The sequence below is a fragment of the Bartonella sp. AP3QHHD genome (genome assembly GCF_042195765.1).
GTDB lineage: Bacteria > Pseudomonadota > Alphaproteobacteria > Rhizobiales > Rhizobiaceae > Bartonella.
Genome location: NZ_JBHIPC010000087.1, coordinates 84,769 through 100,894 on the forward strand (window position 1 = coordinate 84,769; position 16,126 = coordinate 100,894).

General features: G+C 37.8%; 17 protein-coding genes. 10 read left to right on the plus strand and 7 right to left on the minus strand.

The window, feature by feature from the left end:
* Positions 1-115: 115 nt before the first annotated feature.
* From ACFIL7_RS07055 to ACFIL7_RS07065, 3 genes are all read right to left on the minus strand, one after another.
* Complete coding sequence (locus ACFIL7_RS07055; RefSeq protein ID WP_375634114.1) at positions 116-889, minus strand: alpha/beta fold hydrolase; 774 nt, start codon at positions 887-889, stop codon at positions 116-118.
* Positions 886-1,398, minus strand: a complete 513-nt coding sequence (locus ACFIL7_RS07060; protein WP_375634116.1) for a DUF192 domain-containing protein — start codon at positions 1,396-1,398, stop codon at positions 886-888. The genes ACFIL7_RS07055 and ACFIL7_RS07060 overlap by 4 nt, the downstream gene beginning before the upstream one ends.
* 248 nt (positions 1,399-1,646) lie before the next feature.
* Positions 1,647-2,222: a cold-shock protein gene (locus ACFIL7_RS07065; RefSeq protein WP_375634118.1), complete on the minus strand. Its 576-nt coding sequence runs from the start codon at positions 2,220-2,222 to the stop codon at positions 1,647-1,649.
* 323 nt (positions 2,223-2,545) lie between these two features.
* Here ACFIL7_RS07065 and ACFIL7_RS07070 point away from each other — a divergent pair, with 323 nt between their 5' ends.
* The 5 genes from ACFIL7_RS07070 (at position 2,546) to ACFIL7_RS07090 (ending at position 7,404) form a co-directional block, all read left to right on the plus strand.
* On the plus strand, positions 2,546-3,679 hold the full coding sequence (locus tag ACFIL7_RS07070; RefSeq protein ID WP_375683469.1) for an ABC transporter substrate-binding protein: 1,134 nt from the start codon (positions 2,546-2,548) through the stop codon (positions 3,677-3,679).
* Between the two features lie 114 nt (positions 3,680-3,793).
* Complete coding sequence (locus ACFIL7_RS07075) at positions 3,794-4,870, plus strand: branched-chain amino acid ABC transporter permease (RefSeq protein ID WP_375634122.1); 1,077 nt, start codon at positions 3,794-3,796, stop codon at positions 4,868-4,870.
* Entirely contained in the window at positions 4,870-5,928 is a 1,059-nt protein-coding gene (locus tag ACFIL7_RS07080; protein WP_375613416.1) for a branched-chain amino acid ABC transporter permease, read from the plus strand. The genes ACFIL7_RS07075 and ACFIL7_RS07080 overlap by 1 nt, the downstream gene beginning before the upstream one ends.
* Positions 5,925-6,707 (plus strand): ABC transporter ATP-binding protein, encoded by a 783-nt coding sequence (locus ACFIL7_RS07085; RefSeq protein ID WP_375611930.1) that lies wholly within the window; start codon positions 5,925-5,927, stop codon positions 6,705-6,707. Before ACFIL7_RS07080 ends, ACFIL7_RS07085 begins: the two co-directional genes overlap by 4 nt.
* Positions 6,694-7,404: an ABC transporter ATP-binding protein gene (locus ACFIL7_RS07090; protein WP_375634650.1), complete on the plus strand. Its 711-nt coding sequence runs from the start codon at positions 6,694-6,696 to the stop codon at positions 7,402-7,404. The genes ACFIL7_RS07085 and ACFIL7_RS07090 overlap by 14 nt, the downstream gene beginning before the upstream one ends.
* Before the next feature lie 94 nt (positions 7,405-7,498).
* On the opposite strand, the gene gatA is transcribed toward ACFIL7_RS07090, so the two are convergent.
* Both gatA and gatC read right to left on the minus strand, forming a co-directional pair.
* A complete protein-coding gene (gene gatA / locus ACFIL7_RS07095; protein ID WP_375634124.1) occupies positions 7,499-8,983 on the minus strand; it encodes an Asp-tRNA(Asn)/Glu-tRNA(Gln) amidotransferase subunit GatA in 1,485 nt (494 codons plus the stop codon).
* 31 nt (positions 8,984-9,014) lie between these two features.
* A complete protein-coding gene (gatC, locus tag ACFIL7_RS07100) occupies positions 9,015-9,302 on the minus strand; it encodes an Asp-tRNA(Asn)/Glu-tRNA(Gln) amidotransferase subunit GatC (protein WP_375634126.1) in 288 nt (95 codons plus the stop codon).
* A gap of 147 nt (positions 9,303-9,449) precedes the next feature.
* Here gatC and ruvX point away from each other — a divergent pair, with 147 nt between their 5' ends.
* The gene (ruvX, locus tag ACFIL7_RS07105; RefSeq protein WP_375618120.1) at positions 9,450-9,929 is read left to right on the plus strand and encodes a Holliday junction resolvase RuvX; all 480 of its coding nucleotides are present in this window, start codon (positions 9,450-9,452) and stop codon (positions 9,927-9,929) included.
* On the opposite strand, the gene ACFIL7_RS07110 is transcribed toward ruvX, so the two are convergent.
* Positions 9,914-11,533: an acyl-CoA dehydrogenase family protein gene (locus tag ACFIL7_RS07110; RefSeq protein ID WP_375634649.1), complete on the minus strand. Its 1,620-nt coding sequence runs from the start codon at positions 11,531-11,533 to the stop codon at positions 9,914-9,916. The two genes, ruvX and ACFIL7_RS07110, sit on opposite strands and share 16 nt — an antisense overlap.
* A 125-nt stretch (positions 11,534-11,658) precedes the next feature.
* On the opposite strand from ACFIL7_RS07110, the gene ACFIL7_RS07115 reads away from it, so the two are divergent.
* Genes ACFIL7_RS07115 through dprA form a run of 4 tightly spaced genes read left to right on the plus strand, consistent with a single transcriptional unit; the run spans position 11,659 to position 15,758 of the window.
* Positions 11,659-12,624 carry an aspartate carbamoyltransferase catalytic subunit gene (locus ACFIL7_RS07115; protein WP_375634130.1) on the plus strand — a complete coding sequence of 322 codons (966 nt, stop codon included), beginning with the start codon at positions 11,659-11,661 and terminating at the stop codon, positions 12,622-12,624.
* The gene (locus tag ACFIL7_RS07120; RefSeq protein WP_375634648.1) at positions 12,621-13,922 is read left to right on the plus strand and encodes a dihydroorotase; all 1,302 of its coding nucleotides are present in this window, start codon (positions 12,621-12,623) and stop codon (positions 13,920-13,922) included. The genes ACFIL7_RS07115 and ACFIL7_RS07120 overlap by 4 nt, the downstream gene beginning before the upstream one ends.
* Before the next feature lie 11 nt (positions 13,923-13,933).
* Positions 13,934-14,566 carry a glycerol-3-phosphate 1-O-acyltransferase PlsY gene (gene plsY, locus ACFIL7_RS07125; RefSeq protein WP_375634647.1) on the plus strand — a complete coding sequence of 211 codons (633 nt, stop codon included), beginning with the start codon at positions 13,934-13,936 and terminating at the stop codon, positions 14,564-14,566.
* Positions 14,523-15,758, plus strand: coding sequence for a DNA-processing protein DprA (dprA, locus tag ACFIL7_RS07130; RefSeq protein WP_375634646.1), 1,236 nt, complete (start codon positions 14,523-14,525; stop codon positions 15,756-15,758). The genes plsY and dprA overlap by 44 nt, the downstream gene beginning before the upstream one ends.
* Here the strand turns inward: dprA and ACFIL7_RS07135 are convergent.
* Positions 15,688-15,894: a hypothetical protein gene (locus ACFIL7_RS07135; RefSeq protein ID WP_005773510.1), complete on the minus strand. Its 207-nt coding sequence runs from the start codon at positions 15,892-15,894 to the stop codon at positions 15,688-15,690. The two genes, dprA and ACFIL7_RS07135, sit on opposite strands and share 71 nt — an antisense overlap.
* Positions 15,895-16,126 lie beyond the last annotated feature (232 nt).

A 16,126-nucleotide genomic window follows, 5' to 3' on the forward strand; every position in this document is an offset into this window, starting at 1 on the left:
CATTTTTTATAAAAACTTATGTCACAACAGAAAGATTTTTTAATAAGCTTTTTTCAATTTATACGAAATAAAAATATTGGGTATTTCTGTAAATTCTAAAAGCTATGAAGAGTTCTTATTTTATAGGATAACGAGAAAGAAAATCGATAACGCCTTTTTTATAAACTTTATCGCCTACAGCAAACATATGATCTCGATCAGGAATTGATAAAGCTTTACCACAAGGCAACAAGGCTGCCAATGGCTCTGCATCACCGCCAATTTCATCTAATGAACCAACGGCAACAAGTGCTGGTTGTTTGATTTTGTAAACTTCAGACACCGTTAACTCCTGTTTTGATGTAATGATACAAGCAGCAAGAGCACGCCTATCGCTTTTCGTTTGATCTGCAAATTTACGGAACATTAAACCGCGCGTATTGGTAATAGTGGAAATATCTTCTGTTAAAAGGGCCTCAGCAACAGGCTCCCAATTTCCTGCTCCCGTCACCATACCAATACCTAAACCACCAAAAATAACACTGTGTACATATGTTGGATGCAAAAGAGCCATGAAAGCACTAATACGAGCCCCCATAGAATATCCCATAACATGGGCTTTAGATAACTCTAAATGCTGCAGTAACTTTACTGCGTCGCCAGCCATAGCTTGAGGTGTATAAAAGACAGGATCATAACTTTTAACTGAATCTCCGTGACCGCGATTATCAAGAGCAATAACACGATATCCTGCTTCAGTGAGAATACGAAACCAACCCGTTGCATACCAATTCACCCGTGCAGAAGATCCAAAACCATGGATCAACAAAATAGGCGCGCCCTGCCCTTCTTCTCGATAAGCAAATCGCAAACCATTATATTCAAAAAAACGAATATCTTCAGCGGTCATTTTTTATTGCACTTTCCACAAAGTACAGGATGAATAACACGTTGTCCTTTTTGTATCTTTTTTTTAGAAACTTCACCAGCGTTAATTTCAAGTGCAAAAGCTGCAGGAACTTCTGATGAAATGGTATTTGTTGAAAGTGGAGAAGTATTTTCAATAATCGATACAATAATTCCCTCAGAGTTTAAGAAAATCATATCTAAAGGTAAAGGCGTATTTGCCATCCACATAAAAATTTTCTGCTCATCTCCCGATCGAGAACTTTTTAGCTGCTTAAAGAGCATTGCACGATCGCGTGGAAAATCAGTTCGATACATTAAACCAGCTGCTGCTTGAGATGGCGTAAAAGCAATCTCTACCTTATAAAAAACCGAACCTTGCTTTGTATGTATTTCTAAAGGAATTGGATGCACAGGAATCTCTATGGGCTCCTTTGCTACAACAACACGCATATCTAACATAAAAAGCATCACCAATAAAACAATATGCCCCTTTTTAAAAGGCTTTAACATTCTTGTCTCCACCACAGAAAAATTTTAAATTTTGTTTCTAAATAAAAGGTACCAGAGTTTAAAAGTCAAAAAAAGAGGATTGCTTCCTTGTTATTTTCTAGTTTCTTTCAACGTAATATGCGAAATTTTCTTCATTTGGTTTATGGATTCACGAGAGCCATATTTTCTTTAAAAATCTACCTCTATAGCAATTTACGGAACAACAATCTTTAAAAATATAGAAAACATACTGATTTCACTCGTGAAATTCAATGCGTAGCTAAAGGAATGCCTATGTCCGGATAAATCTCTGCTGTCATTAAACCTTTTTCTCCTTTACCAAAACGTACAAGAACAACTTGGCCAGAACGAAGCTCTGCTAAACCAAAACGGCGCAATGTTTCCATATGAATAAAAATATCTTCTGTTCCTTGCCCACGGCTAAGAAAACCGTATCCTTTGTCACGATTAAACCATTTAACAATTGCTCGTTCTAGTCCACTTTCTGGAGTAACAACAACATGGGTACGGGCAGGAACTTCTGATGGATGAATTGCTGAAGAACAATCTATGGATTTCACCTGAACACACTTTAACCCTCGTTCAGTTTTTTCCACAGCACAAATGACTTTAGCTCCCTCTAAAGCTGTTTGAAAACCATCCCTTCGCATTACCGTAACATGCAATAATATATCGGGAAAATGAGGTAAATCAGGTACAATAAATCCATACCCCTTACTACCATCAAACCACTTAATGACACCACTGATTTCGATAATCTCCCCACAAGCACCTATACTATCCTCAGATGGGGAACAACCCTTTAATGCATCCTTACTCGTCATAATAACGTGATCCTGTAGCTTATAAATTGTACGATATTGATTCTCTAAGTTTAAGTAAACATTGCTCTTGTATCAACACGCAAGCCCCAAGATAAGATTTCCCCACATTGTCGTATCTTCTATGTTAATGTCAGAGAATATCAACATGAATATTTATAAAACTATTTGATTGTACACTTTACATACCTTACAAGGGGTGCACTACAAAAGAGGTCATATAAAAGTTTTTTTACATAATGATATTTTGATTAATGTGTAACTTGCATGATGAAGAAGTTCAATATAAGGTGAAAAAACGACAATTCAATTAAGGAAAATGCGCAATGCAATTGAAGAAAATCCTTACGATAATCGCAGCATTTATGGCATTTACAGCAAATGTTTATGCGAGTGAACCTATTAAGATTGGTGTTTATCTTCCATTAAGTGGTCAAAATGCATTTGGAGGTCAGCTTGAAATTAGAGGTATAGAATTAGCCCATAAAAAAGTTCCAGAAATTTTAGGACGTAAAGTGGAACTTGTTATTATTGATAACAAATCTGATAAAGTAGAAGCGGCTAATGCTGTTATGCGTTTAACAGCAAGTGAAAAAGTGAGTGGAATCATTGGTAGCTATGGTTCTTCACTCTCGTTAGCAGGTGGTGAAATATCTGAAAAGGCAAAAACTCCAACCATTGCAACGTCCTCAACAAGTCCCCTTGTTACACAGGGTAAAAAATATTACTTTCGTGCTTGCTTTATTGATTCCTATCAAGGAGTAGGAATCGCAACTTATGTAAGCCAAACTTTACACGCAAAAAAGGCTGCTATCCTTAAAGATATTTCAAGCGATTATGCTATTGGTCTTGCAAGTTATTTTACGCGTGCTTTCAAAAAATTAGGTGGTGAAGTTATCTCAAATTTAAATTATAATTCTGGAGATCAGGACTTTTCAGCTGTTCTCACGCAAATTATCGCCCAGAAACCTGATATCTTATTCATTCCATCTTACTTTTCTGAAGGTGCTATCATCATGAAACAAGCACGAGAATTAGGGGCGAAGTTTCAAATTATGGGTGGAGATGCTATGGATAATCCAGAAACCATTACGATTGCAGGAAAAGCTGCAGAAGGTTTCTTACATACGACACTTCCCTATAGTGAGTATATGCCAAATATGTCAGTAGCTGCGCAAGAATTCACAAAAGAATGGAAAAAAGCTTACCCGGACAAAGAGCCAAATATCAATTCTGTTTTGGGATACACGAGTTATATGATGTTTATGAAGGCTATTGAAAATGCTGGTAGCACTGATCGTGAAAAAATTACTATCGCACTTAGCAAATTAAAAGATTTTCCTACCCCCTTTGGGGATATGTCAATGGATGAAAATCATAACCCTAAAATTTCTATTGGTATCATTAAAATACAGGATGGAAAACGTGTTTATTTAGAAGAAGTTAAACCTGCTTTTTAATTAAAAAGTTTTATTTACTAAAATGCAAGAATTGGTTGAGGATTTTTTTCTCAACCAAAAACTTAGAAATTTCTTATTATCCTATGTAAATTAACAAATGTGGAAGGATGAGAGATGAGCACTGAAATGTTCATCCAGTACTTTTTTAATGCACTGGCATTGGGATCTCTTTATGGGCTTATTGCTATTGGCTACACCATGGTCTACGGTATACTGAGACTCATTAATTTTGCTCACGGTGATATCTTTATGCTGGGAGCATATTTTGTTTTCTTTTCCACAATTGGCTTTATGCCTGCTTGGGTAGCTTTTCTTCTTTTGTTTTTTGCTGCTCTTGTTTATTATTCGGTCTTTATAGGCTTTAAAAGGCGTCCTCCAATTTATTGGATTGCTGCTTTTTTAATTCTTGCGCTAGGATTTGTTTATTATTTTAAAATTTCCCCGCAAGATTTTACACCGATTTGGGTTTTAGCTCTTTGTTTTTCCATTTTTATTACAAGTGCTGTGGGTGTTGCTGTTGATCAATTTGCTTATAAACCTCTACGCCATGCTCCGCGTATTTCGGCACTTATCGGTGCAATTGGTGTTTCTTTTTTTATTGAAAATCTTGCTACTGTACTCTTTAGTGGTGTTCCGAAAGGTGTACAACAGCCAGATTTTCTTGTAACACCATTTTTATGGCATCTAGGATCAGGAGCAGATGGTATCATCAGAATTGCTCCCATGTCTCTGATCGTTCCCTTTGTGTCATTAATTCTTATTTTATTACTATTATGGATTATCCATAAAACAAAACCGGGTCTTGCTATGCGCGCAATCTCCCATGATATTGAAACAACACGTTTGATGGGTGTGTCTGTCAATAAAGTTATTGCGTTTACATTTGGAATAGGCTCAGCTCTTGCCGCCATAGCTGGTATTATGTGGTCTTTACGTTATCCTCAAATTCAGCCTTATATGGGTGTTCTTCCTGGTCTCAAAGCATTTATCGCTGCTGTTATTGGAGGTATTGGTTCGATACCAGGTGCAATGTTGGGAGGATTATTATTAGGGTTTATTGAAATTATGATTATCGCATTTTTCCCTGCGCTATCTGGATATCGAGATGCCTTCGCTTTCATTTTATTGATTCTGATTCTATTGATATTGCCCACAGGATTAATGGGTAAAAGAAATCAGGAGAAAATCTAATGGCAAAGTCAGCGACAACTGTTTTATCGTGTATAAGTGTTTTAGTTCTCATAGGTTTTTTATTTTATGCTGATAGCCATTTTAATGACTATACGCTTCGTATCATCAATCTGATTGCTATTAATGCGATATTGGCAATTTCGCTTAATTTGATTTACGGTTTCACAGGTATGTTTTCTCTTGGACATGCTGGATTTATGGCTATTGGTGCTTATGTTTGCGCAATTTTACTTCTTTCCCCTGAACAAAAAGAAATGATGTGGATTCTTGAGCCTATTGCTGAACCATTATATCATTTGCAGTTACCTTTTTTTATCGCTGTTGTTGTAAGTGGTTTGTGTGCTGCTGTTGTAGGTTTATTAATTGCTTTACCAATATTGCGTCTTGGTGGCGATTATCTTGGAATTGCAACATTAGGTTTTGCGGAAATTATTCGCATTGTCATTACGAACGCAACATCGCTCACAAATGGCTCTTTGGGAATCAAAGGAATACCTCAAAATGCAACATTATGGTGGAACTATGGTTGGCTAGCATTTACAGTTCTCTTTATTGTCCTCTTACTGCAAAGTAATACTGGTAACGTATTACGTGCTATTCGTGATGATGAAATAGCTGCGAAAACTATGGGAATTAATGCTTTTTTCTACCGTAGTTTTTCCTTTACTGTTGGAGCGTTTTTTGCAGGTATAGGTGGCGCATTAATGGCGGCTCTTATTTCAACCATTGATCCAAAAATGTTTAATTTTCTTCTGACTTTTAATATTTTAATGATTGTTGTTGCTGGTGGTCTCGGTTCAATTACAGGGAGCATTATTGGCAGCATTATTATTACAGTCATGCTTGAATGGCTTCGTATTATTGAAAGTCCATTTGACTTAGGTTTTATACATATTCCAGAAACCCCAGGGCTTCGTATGGTTGTTTTTTCCCTTTTATTGCTGGTAATTATCTTGTTTTGGAGAAAAGGGTTAATGGGACAACGAGAATTTTCATGGAATGGAATTTATAGCTTTTTGACACGCAAAAAGCTTTCTAATACTGAGGGAAAGCTATGAACGACAATATCCTTTCACTCAATAATATTGTAATGCGTTTTGGCGGATTAGTTGCTGTAAATAATGTTAATATGGCAATTAAACGAGGAAGTATTACTGGATTAATTGGTCCCAATGGTGCTGGAAAAACAACAGTTTTCAATATGATTTCTGGATTTTATGCTCCTACAAGCGGCATCATTCTTTTTGATGAGAAAAAAATTTCTGGAGCGTCTCCTTATATTATCTGTAGAAGCCATATTGCCAGAACATTTCAAAATATTCGTCTTTTCTCAGGGTTAACGGTTTTGCAGAATGTTATGGTAGGAGCGCATGTTCGACAAAAATATCCTTGGTTTTCTTCAGCTCTCTTTTTTTCAAAAGCAATAAAAGAAAAGAAGGAAGTTTATAAAAATTCCTTGGAGCTCCTTGAACAGCTACAACTTGATCACCTTGCCAATCAATCGGCAACAGCTTTACCTTATGGTGTGCAACGACGTCTAGAAATTGCACGTGCGTTAGCCACAAAGCCCAAATTGCTTCTTCTTGATGAACCTGTTGCTGGCATGAATCCACAAGAAAGTGAAGATCTTAGAAAATTCATAGCAAAAGTGCAAAAAGACTTTGATCTTACAATTCTTCTTATTGAGCACGATATGAAAGTGGTTATGGGACTTTGCCAACATATTTTGGTTATGGAATATGGCTGTTGCATTGCCAGTGGTACACCAGATGAAATTCGTAATAACCCTAAAGTTATTGAAGCTTATCTTGGCGGAGATGTTTATGGATATTCTTAAAATAAAAAATCTTTACGTTCATTATGGCGCCATTAAAGCTGTCCAAAATCTTTCTATGTCCATAAAGCGGGGCAGTATTGTCACTTTAATTGGAGCCAATGGTGCAGGAAAAAGCAGTATTGTACGTTCTATTACAGGGCTTAATCGCTCTGTTTATGGAGAAATTACCTATAATGGCAAATCTATTATTAAAAAATCACCAGAAGAGATTTTGCGATTAGGGATTGCTCTAAGCCCTGAAGGACGACGTATCATGCCCCATCTCACTGTTTTAGAGAATCTTCATCTAGGCGCTTATATTCGTCACGATAAGCAGGGAATTTCCCGTGATATTGAATGGATATTTGACCTTTTTCCGCGCCTACGTGAAAGAGCAAAACAGTTGGGAGGAACAATGTCAGGTGGTGAACAACAGATGGTTGCTGTGGGCCGTGCACTTATGAGCAATCCTGATATGGTCATATTAGATGAACCCTCGTTGGGGTTAGCACCACTTCTCGTTCAAGAAATTTTTTCGATTATTCGAAAAATTAATGATATGGGAAAAACTGTTCTTCTTATTGAACAAAATGCATTTGCTGCACTTTCCATAGCTGACTATGCTTATATTTTAGAGGTAGGACATATTTTATTTCACGGTGAAGGAAAAACTATGCTCTCTGATTCGCGTGTTAAAGAAGCCTATCTTGGTGGGTAAGACTACGAATTAAGGAAATAGAGCTCATCCCTCCACCTTTTAAAAAAGCATTTCTCATTAAGGATGAGAAATGCTCCTTTGTGAATTTTGACTATTACATCCACCATTTTTCTGCACTGAATATTCCTGCTTCTTGTTCAATAATGTGCGCTATCTGAAAAATGACTTCTTCAGAAAAAGGTTTACCAATCAATTGCAATCCTAGAGGTAAACCATTTGATGACAGACCAGCAGGAACAGAAATTCCTGGTAAACCAGCCATATTAACTGGTACCGTAAAAATATCATTAAGATACATTGCTACAGCATCATTTTTTATTTTTTCATCAGCAATACCAAAAGCAGGTGTTGGTGTTGCTGGTGTCAAAATAGCATCAATGCCTGAAGCAAAACATTGATCAAAATCACGTTTTACGAGTGTTCTTACTTTTTGAGCTCTTAAATAACAGGCATCATAATAACCTGATGAAAGAACATAAGTCCCAACCAGAATGCGCCGTTTGACTTCATCACCAAAACCAACAGAACGCGTATTTTCATACATCTCAATGATGTCTTTTCCAGGCATGCGCAAACCAAAACGCACACCATCATAACGCGCTAAATTAGAAGAGGCTTCTGCAGGAGCTATAATGTAATAAGAAGGTAGAGCATATTTTGTATGGGGCAAAGAAATATCTTTAATCTCAGCACCTGCTTCTTTTAACCAATTTATTCCTTTTTGCCAAAGCTCAATAATTTCTGAAGACATTCCATCCACATGATATTCTTTTGGAATACCGATTTTCATTCCTTTGATTGATTGACCAAGATAACTTTCATAATCAGGAACTGGTAAATTGACGGAAGTAGAATCTTTTTCATCAAAAGAGGCCATTGATCTGAGTAAGATAGCACAATCACGAACATCTCTAGCAACAGGTCCAGCTTGATCAAGAGATGAAGCAAACGCGACAACGCCCCATCGCGAACAACGTCCATAAGTTGGCTTTATTCCTACAGTTCCAGTAAAAGCTGCTGGTTGACGTATTGAGCCACCTGTATCGGTTGCAGTTGCACCAGCACAAATTTGTGCAGCAACAGCGGCTGCAGATCCCCCCGAAGAACCACCGGGTACGAGTTTTTCATTTGAGCCTTTTTTTCTCCATGGACTAATAACGGGACCATAATATGATGTTTCGTTGGATGAGCCCATAGCAAACTCATCCATATTAAGTTTTCCTAACATCACAGCACCATCTTGCCATAAATTAGCCGTGACAGTTGATTCATAGTGCGGTTTAAAACCATCAAGGATATTTGAACAGGCTTGAGTATGAACACCATAGGTTGCAAAAAGATCTTTAATCCCCAAGGGAATTCCTTCCAAAAGCCCTCCCTGTTCTTTCGCTAAGCGACTGTCTGATTCAGCAGCCATTTTCATTGCCTGTTCTGCTGTTATTGTTACATAAGCATTCAAAGTTGGATTTGCCAACTCTATTGCTTGTAAATAAGCTTCCGTTAATTCTGTTGCTTTGAGATTTTTCTTTGTTAGAGCATCACGAGCTTGCGCAATTGTGAGAGTTGTTAAATCAGTCATATTGGTTCTCAAATTTCAAAAATATAAAAAGTTACTCAACAATTTTTGAGACAAGAAAAAAATTTTCTTCTGTAACAGGGGCATTGGCTACAATATCTGCTGCTTTATCGCCATCTGTAACACTATCTTCACGCATTCGTAGTGTCATCGGCATCACAGATGTTAATGGCTCAACTCCACTGACATCAACTTCATTCAATTGCTCTACAAAACCTAAAATAGCATTGATTTTTTTTGTCACAGGTTCTATCTCATCATCGTGGAGGGCAATCCTTGCTAAATGTGCTATCCGCTTGACTGTCTCTTGATCAACAGACATACTCTTTACGCCTTTCTGCTTTTTTGTTTATTTATTGATCTTTATTCTGGCTATACAAGGCTGCACTTGTAAGTGCAAGAATATTAGATAACATGAATAAAGAATATAACTATAGATCTGAAACATTAAAAAACGTATTATACCTTTATGACTGTTATTAATATAGATGAAGTTATAACACATCTTTTGCCTAGACAAACAATAGCAGGCTTAGATTTAGGGACAAAAACTATCGGAATTGCGATTTCTGATAGGGGGCTGATTGTCTCAAATCCGCGTCCTGTACTACAGCGAAAAAAATTTACAGAAGATGCTTACACACTTATTAAAATTTTTGACCGTGAAAATGTAGGCGTTATTATCATTGGCTTACCTCTTAACATGAATGGAAGCAGTGGCTCTCGTGTTCAAGCAACCAGAGCTTTTGTGAGCAATATGAAAGCTTATACAAAAATTCCATTTGTTTTTTGGGACGAACGTTTATCAACAATTGCTGCGGAACGGTCTCTTTTAGAAATGAATGTATCGCGCGCTAAACGAGCAAGCCGTATTGATTCGGCAGCCGCCGCTTTTATATTGCAAGGTGCTCTTAATAGAATTCAAAACTTTCATCATATGGAAGGATAGAGGACATTGAGCAAATGCCCTGCATTATATCGTGCAATGAGCATCCCGTAAGAAGATCTCCATTGTCCTCCAAGGCGGCTTTCCATATAGGCATTCGCAACATGTTCTATGTCTGTAGAACGTAATGCTGCTGCTGCTGCTGCATAAGCTACTTGTTCAACAAAAAATCTTCCTGCACCTTCATTTGCTGATGCCATATCACCTGCTGACTTAATAATTTCAATTGCTCGTGGTCCCGCTGGTCCAATATCAAGAGCAATTTTTTCTAACAATTTCTGAAACAATCCCGGTGCTTTTTCAGCAATAAGAATGGCATCCTTTACCAATTGATTAGCAGAACTATTTCTCACAATTCGCGCAGGCCCATTATGCAACATTTGTGATAATGGATTATTCTCTATAAAACTTTCAATACCAAGTTGTGCAATAATTTCACCAATAATAGGCACAACCAATTGACTTACATGATAAGCAATAATAGGTGTCATAATGCGGGCAAAAGCTGCTTCAGAACGGTCATTTGCTGCATTGTCAAATGCTCTCGCTAAACGCAAAACCAATGCTTGTGAGGCAGCTATATCTAATGCAATATCTGCAAAAATACGTTCTGTCAGTGGAGGTAAAGGCTGATTGGGCATTTTTTTCCGAAAAAAATCCATACCAAATTGAAGAGCCGCTCGTAAAACACCTGCCGATATGACAGATTGATCGAAACGCATCATCGTCTCGATATCTTTAATAACTTTAAGCCCTTCTCCAGCATTTCCCAAAAGCCAGCCATAACTGCCTTGGAAATCGACAACCCCCTCTGGTGTTAAAAGTTCTCCAGAACGCTGAATTAAATGACGAATCGATATAGATCCATTTAATGCGCCATTTTCTTGTATGCGTGGAATAAAAAAACAACTTAAATGACCATCTAAATCTGCACTAACAAGATATCCGTCAGCGGCAGGATTAATAACGTTGGTTTTTACAACATTTAAACGATATAGATCACGTTCCATACTTTCATCGAAAGAAATTTTCTTAACACTTGGAAAATTGAAAGCGTATTTTTCAATATCGTCAAATGCACAAGTTAGAGAAGCAGCCTTTTTATGATGAATAGGCTTTGATGAGGAATCATATTGGCGTGATAAAAGTACATTTTGCCATTTTTTGAAGAGCTCAATATCACTAATTAAAACAGCAATAGCTGCACTCGTTATGATAACTTCATTCAAATGTCCTGTTTCTAAACCAGCAGATAAAGCTAAACGAATCGCACGCGCTTGATAGCGTACTCCATTTTCTGAGCTCGTATTTTCCCAAAGCGAGGTAACCAAACCTGCTTGTCTAGAATATTGTTGAAGAGCTTGATAGGAAGAATGGATCTCTAATCTTTCTGTTGGTTGCCCCCATTCATCATTATAGCATAGTAAAGGCTTATAATGATTCGCTAAGTAAGAAAGTTTCCATGCTTCTCGACTCGCGGCAAAATCCCCTATTTCTTCAAAACTTGCTAACAAAAACTTAGGCAAAGTAGAAGCAATACGAAACATAAGCGTATCGCTAAGAAATGTATTTTTTCGACGAGTGTTTTGCGCAGATACAGCACTCATAGGTATATTCCTACATTCAAATCATTCATATCATAGACTACTTGTCTTTTTAGAGTTAAGAAACATTTATCATATTCAAACAAATGCTTGTTTAACCTGTTTAGAGAGAGATAAAGAAGAATGCTATGATGCAAAATAATTTTTTTCCACTTTTCCCTCATCAACATCTTTTAGCTATTAAAGATCTGAGTGTACAAGATCTTAATACATTGCTTGATCGTGCAGAAGCAAATGTTATCCTTTCTAACAAAATTGATAAAATAAAATCTACTTTGCATGGACGGACTCAAATTAATCTCTTTTTTGAAGCCTCTACGCGAACACAATCTTCTTTTGAATTAGCGGGTAAAAGGCTAGGTGCACACGTGATGAGTCTTGCGATCAGCAACTCATCTGTAAAAAAGGGAGAAACATTACTTGATACTGCTACAACTCTCAATGCGATGAAGCCAGATATACTTGTTTTTCGCCATAACAGTGCAGGAGCGGCAGCTTTATTAGCGCAAAAAGTTGATTGTTGTGTTATTAATGCAGGTGATGGTGCCCACGAACATCCAACCCAAGCTTTATTAGATGCTCTAACCATTAAAAGGGCAAAAGGTCGTATTGAAGGATTAACTGTTGCGATTTGCGGAGATATCTTACACTCACGTGTTGCCCGTTCCAATATCCTGTGTCTCAATGCTTTGGGTGCTCGTGTTCGTGCTGTTGCTCCCTCAACACTTTTACCCGCAGAAATTGCTCATATGAGTGTTGAGGTTTTTAACACGATGAAAGAAGGTCTTAAAAATGCTGACGTTATCATGATGTTGCGCTTACAGCATGAACGGATGACAGGCTCTTTCATTCCTTCTACGCGTGAATATTTCCATTATTTTGGCTTACATAAAGAAAATTTAGCCTATGCCAAAAATGATTCTATTATTCTGCACCCTGGACCAATAAACCGTGGTGTAGAGATTGCATCCGATATAGCAGATGGACCACAAAGTATGATTCAGACACAAGTAGAAATGGGAATTGCAGTGCGTATGGCTGTCATGGAGGCTTTATTAGATTCACGCGCAAAGATCAGTGGAGAAAAAAAATGATAAAACCAATTGTTTTTCAGAATGCTCGTATTATTGATCCTTCGCGCGCAATCGATGAAATTGGTACAGTTATTGTTAAAAATGGACGAATTATAGCCGCTGGAAAAGAAGCTCTGAATCAGGGATTCCCTGAAGAAGCAGAAGTTATTAACGCACAAAACAAAGCAATTCTCCCTGGACTTGTTGATGCGCGCGTTTTTGTTGAAGAATTAGGGAATGAACATTGTGAAACAATTACATCAGCAAGTTACGCGGCCGCAGCAGGTGGTATTACTTCCTTTCTTATGATGCCAAACACGCATCCAGTTATTGATAATGTAGCACTCGTTAAATTTATTACGCATACAGCACAGGAAATGTCATTGGTCAATATTTATCCCGTTGCTTCAATCACACAAGGTTTCAACGGACAAGAAATAACCGAATTTGGTTTGCTCAAAGATGCAGGAGCCGTTGCTTTTAGTGAGGGAAAAAAAACACTTCAAAATTCATCTGTTATGCGGCGTGCAATGACTTATGCACGTGATTTTGATGTTCCATTGATACATGAAACGCAAGATAAAGATCTTACAGGGCAAGGTGTGATGAATGAAGGACTGCTTGCCAGTTGGCTTGGTCTTTCTGGCATCCCTCGCGAAGCAGAAGTTATCCCTCTTGAAAGAGATCTGCGATTAGCAGTATTAACGCAAACACGCTATCATGCTGCTCAAATATCGACAGCACTCTCTGCTGATGCACTTCGTTTAGGTAAAAAACGCAGTGAGAAAATTTCAGCGGGTGTATCTATTAATCATTTATCTTTCAATGAAAATGACATTGGTGAATATCGCACCTCTTTTCGCTTAATGCCCCCATTGCGTACAGAAGAAGACCGTATAGCAATGATTGAAGCAATAAAGGATGGGATTATAGATGTTATTGTCTCTTCTCATGATCCTCAGAGTATCGACACAAAACATTTACCATTTAATGACGCGGCAGTTGGCGCTATTGGTATGGAGACCTTATTGAGCGCAGCCTTACGCCTTTATCATAATGAGAGCCTATCTCTTCTACGGATAACGGAACTTTTGTCAACGGCGCCTGCAAAGCTCTTTGGACTCAATGCAGGAACACTCAAAAAAGGGGCTCATGCAGACCTTATTGTGGTTGATCTTGAAGAACCATGGGTTGTTTCGAAAGAGAAGCTCTATTCACGTTCAAAAAATACCCCTTTTGAGAATGCACGTTTTCAAGGACGCGTGCTCCAGACCTTTGTGAAAGGGAAAAACGTTTTTAAACTTGATCAACAAATTTAATGAGATTCTTAATGAATGAAGCAGAAATATTTTTTCAATCCACTCCATGGTTTATTTTCCTCATATCTTATCTCATTGGCTCGATTCCATTTGGTCTTCTTTTAACGAAATTGTTCAAAATTGGTGATATAAGAACAATCGGTTCCGGCAATATTGGAGCAACAAATGTTTTACGAACAGGAAATAAAAAGCTTGCTGCTCTAACACTTCTTTGTGATATGTTGAAAGGAACTATCGTTGTTTTCGTTATAAAGTTTTTTAGTGATCCGCTAGACAATAGTATCCTTGTTTCTCTAGCAGGCTTTTTTGTTTTCTTAGGACATCTTTTCCCCGTATGGCTTAAATTTAAAGGTGGCAAAGGTGTTGCTACCTATCTAGGAGTCTGCTTAGGAATCTATTGGCCTGCAGCAATTATTTTTATTATTGTATGGATAACGATTTTTCTCCTCATGCGTTATTCTTCATTATCTGCGCTTATTGCTGTTACGATCACACCGATATTTGTTTTTTATTTTTCCGATTCTTATTTCTATTGTATGCTGATTGTGATGAGCGTATTTGTGTTTATAAAACATTCTGCAAATATCGGTAGATTATTAATTGGGGAAGAAAGTAAGATTGGCACGCAACACGGAGATAAATAAAGGAATCCTGCTTACTGATCGTCAACGTCTAAGCTGGTTACGGTTATTGCGTAGTGAAAATATTGGAGCTGTTAGTTTTCGCAATCTCATTGATCATTATAAAACAGCAGAAAAAGCTCTGGCAGCACTGCCAGAGCTTAGTAGAAAAGGTGGTGGTTCTGCATCTATTAAAATAGCAAGCTTAGAAGATGCAGAAAAAGAAATACAAAAAGCTAAAAAATTAGGTGTCCGGTTTATCGGTATGGGAGAACCAGATTATCCAGCTTTTCTTAAGGTTACAGAAGCCCCTCCGCCGCTTATTGCTATCAAAGGTAATGTTTCAATTTTTCAAAAAACTTCTATTGGAATTATAGGTTCTCGAAATGCTTCAGCTGCTGGAAAAAAGCTTACGGCTCAATTTGCACGTTTTCTCGGAGAAGCAGACTTTGTAACAATTTCTGGGCTCGCTCGTGGAATTGATAGCGTTGCGCATCAAGCAAGTTTAAAAACAGGAACTGTTGCAGTCATGGCTGGAGGAATTGATCATATCTATCCTCCTGAAAATAAAAAGTTGCATGAAGATATTATTGCCAACGGTGGAGCCATCATCAGCGAAATGCCCATTTCTTGGAAGCCGCGTGCTATCGATTTTCCAAGAAGAAACCGTATTATTGCAGCTCTATCACTTGGTCTCTTGGTTGTAGAAGCAGCCCTGCGCTCAGGGTCCTTAATTACCGCACGTCAAGCAGCTGAAATGGGACGGTTAATTTTTGCCATTCCCGGTTCTCCACTTGATCCAAGATCTGTTGGTACAAACAATCTTATCAAAGACGGTGCTCTACTCACCACACATCCTTCTGACATTATAGAAACACTTACGCCATTAATTTTACCGCTTCCAAATTCGCAACTCAATTTTTTTGAGGAACCATCCTCTTTACAACTTGAAAAGGAGAATTTTAATTTAGCAGATGAAAAAAACAGCAGCCTCTCTTTAGCAGATGATGATGACGCAGCACGTGCAGCAGTTTTCTCCGCTCTTTCAACAACGCCAATCGACTTAGACACACTCAGTATCCACTCCGGTGTTTCACTCCCAACTCTCTACCTCTTGTTGGTAGAACTCGAGCTTGCTGGAAAGCTTATTCGACACTCTGGTGGTTGTGTGTCATTGTCGAATCTTGATCTTCCCCAAGAGCCTCAGCACTATTAATAATGCTTTGCCCTTCTTTGGCAACCATATCCAAAAGCAATGCTAAAAGCGGACTGTGCGCCTGACGCGCCATCTGATTCATTTGCTTTGACATGTCTGTAATATATTGGATAACTTTTAAATGATTTATAAACATAATCCTCTATCCTTGAGCATTTCCCCTCCTACCTCTCAATAGACGTTATCTTAGTATTTCGCCGTATGTTTTTGTAATAACAGTGGAAAATAAATCGTGTAATTCTATATAGGGTGTACTCTAATAATGACAATCATAAGTTGTACAATATTCATGTTTTTTATATGGCTAATATTTTTTTATGTGCTCTTAAGCAATTGGCATTAGCTATTCGCGTAAAAGGCGTTTATAA

Bases quoted from the DNA above. Each gene is read 5' to 3' on its own strand.
- ACFIL7_RS07055 (WP_375634114.1), bottom strand. From the start codon at position 889: ATGACCGCTGAAGATATTCGTTTTTTTGAATATAATGGTTTGCGATTT.
- ACFIL7_RS07060 (WP_375634116.1), bottom strand. From the start codon at position 1,398: ATGTTAAAGCCTTTTAAAAAGGGGCATATTGTTTTATTGGTGATGCTT.
- ACFIL7_RS07065 (WP_375634118.1), bottom strand. From the start codon at position 2,222: ATGACGAGTAAGGATGCATTAAAGGGTTGTTCCCCATCTGAGGATAGT.
- ACFIL7_RS07070 (WP_375683469.1), top strand. From the start codon at position 2,546: ATGCAATTGAAGAAAATCCTTACGATAATCGCAGCATTTATGGCATTT.
- ACFIL7_RS07075 (WP_375634122.1), top strand. From the start codon at position 3,794: ATGAGCACTGAAATGTTCATCCAGTACTTTTTTAATGCACTGGCATTG.
- ACFIL7_RS07080 (WP_375613416.1), top strand. From the start codon at position 4,870: ATGGCAAAGTCAGCGACAACTGTTTTATCGTGTATAAGTGTTTTAGTT.
- ACFIL7_RS07085 (WP_375611930.1), top strand. From the start codon at position 5,925: ATGAACGACAATATCCTTTCACTCAATAATATTGTAATGCGTTTTGGC.
- ACFIL7_RS07090 (WP_375634650.1), top strand. From the start codon at position 6,694: ATGGATATTCTTAAAATAAAAAATCTTTACGTTCATTATGGCGCCATT.
- gatA (WP_375634124.1), bottom strand. From the start codon at position 8,983: ATGACTGATTTAACAACTCTCACAATTGCGCAAGCTCGTGATGCTCTA.
- gatC (WP_375634126.1), bottom strand. From the start codon at position 9,302: ATGTCTGTTGATCAAGAGACAGTCAAGCGGATAGCACATTTAGCAAGG.
- ruvX (WP_375618120.1), top strand. From the start codon at position 9,450: ATGACTGTTATTAATATAGATGAAGTTATAACACATCTTTTGCCTAGA.
- ACFIL7_RS07110 (WP_375634649.1), bottom strand. From the start codon at position 11,533: ATGAGTGCTGTATCTGCGCAAAACACTCGTCGAAAAAATACATTTCTT.
- ACFIL7_RS07115 (WP_375634130.1), top strand. From the start codon at position 11,659: ATGATGCAAAATAATTTTTTTCCACTTTTCCCTCATCAACATCTTTTA.
- ACFIL7_RS07120 (WP_375634648.1), top strand. From the start codon at position 12,621: ATGATAAAACCAATTGTTTTTCAGAATGCTCGTATTATTGATCCTTCG.
- plsY (WP_375634647.1), top strand. From the start codon at position 13,934: ATGAATGAAGCAGAAATATTTTTTCAATCCACTCCATGGTTTATTTTC.
- ACFIL7_RS07135 (WP_005773510.1), bottom strand. From the start codon at position 15,894: ATGTTTATAAATCATTTAAAAGTTATCCAATATATTACAGACATGTCA.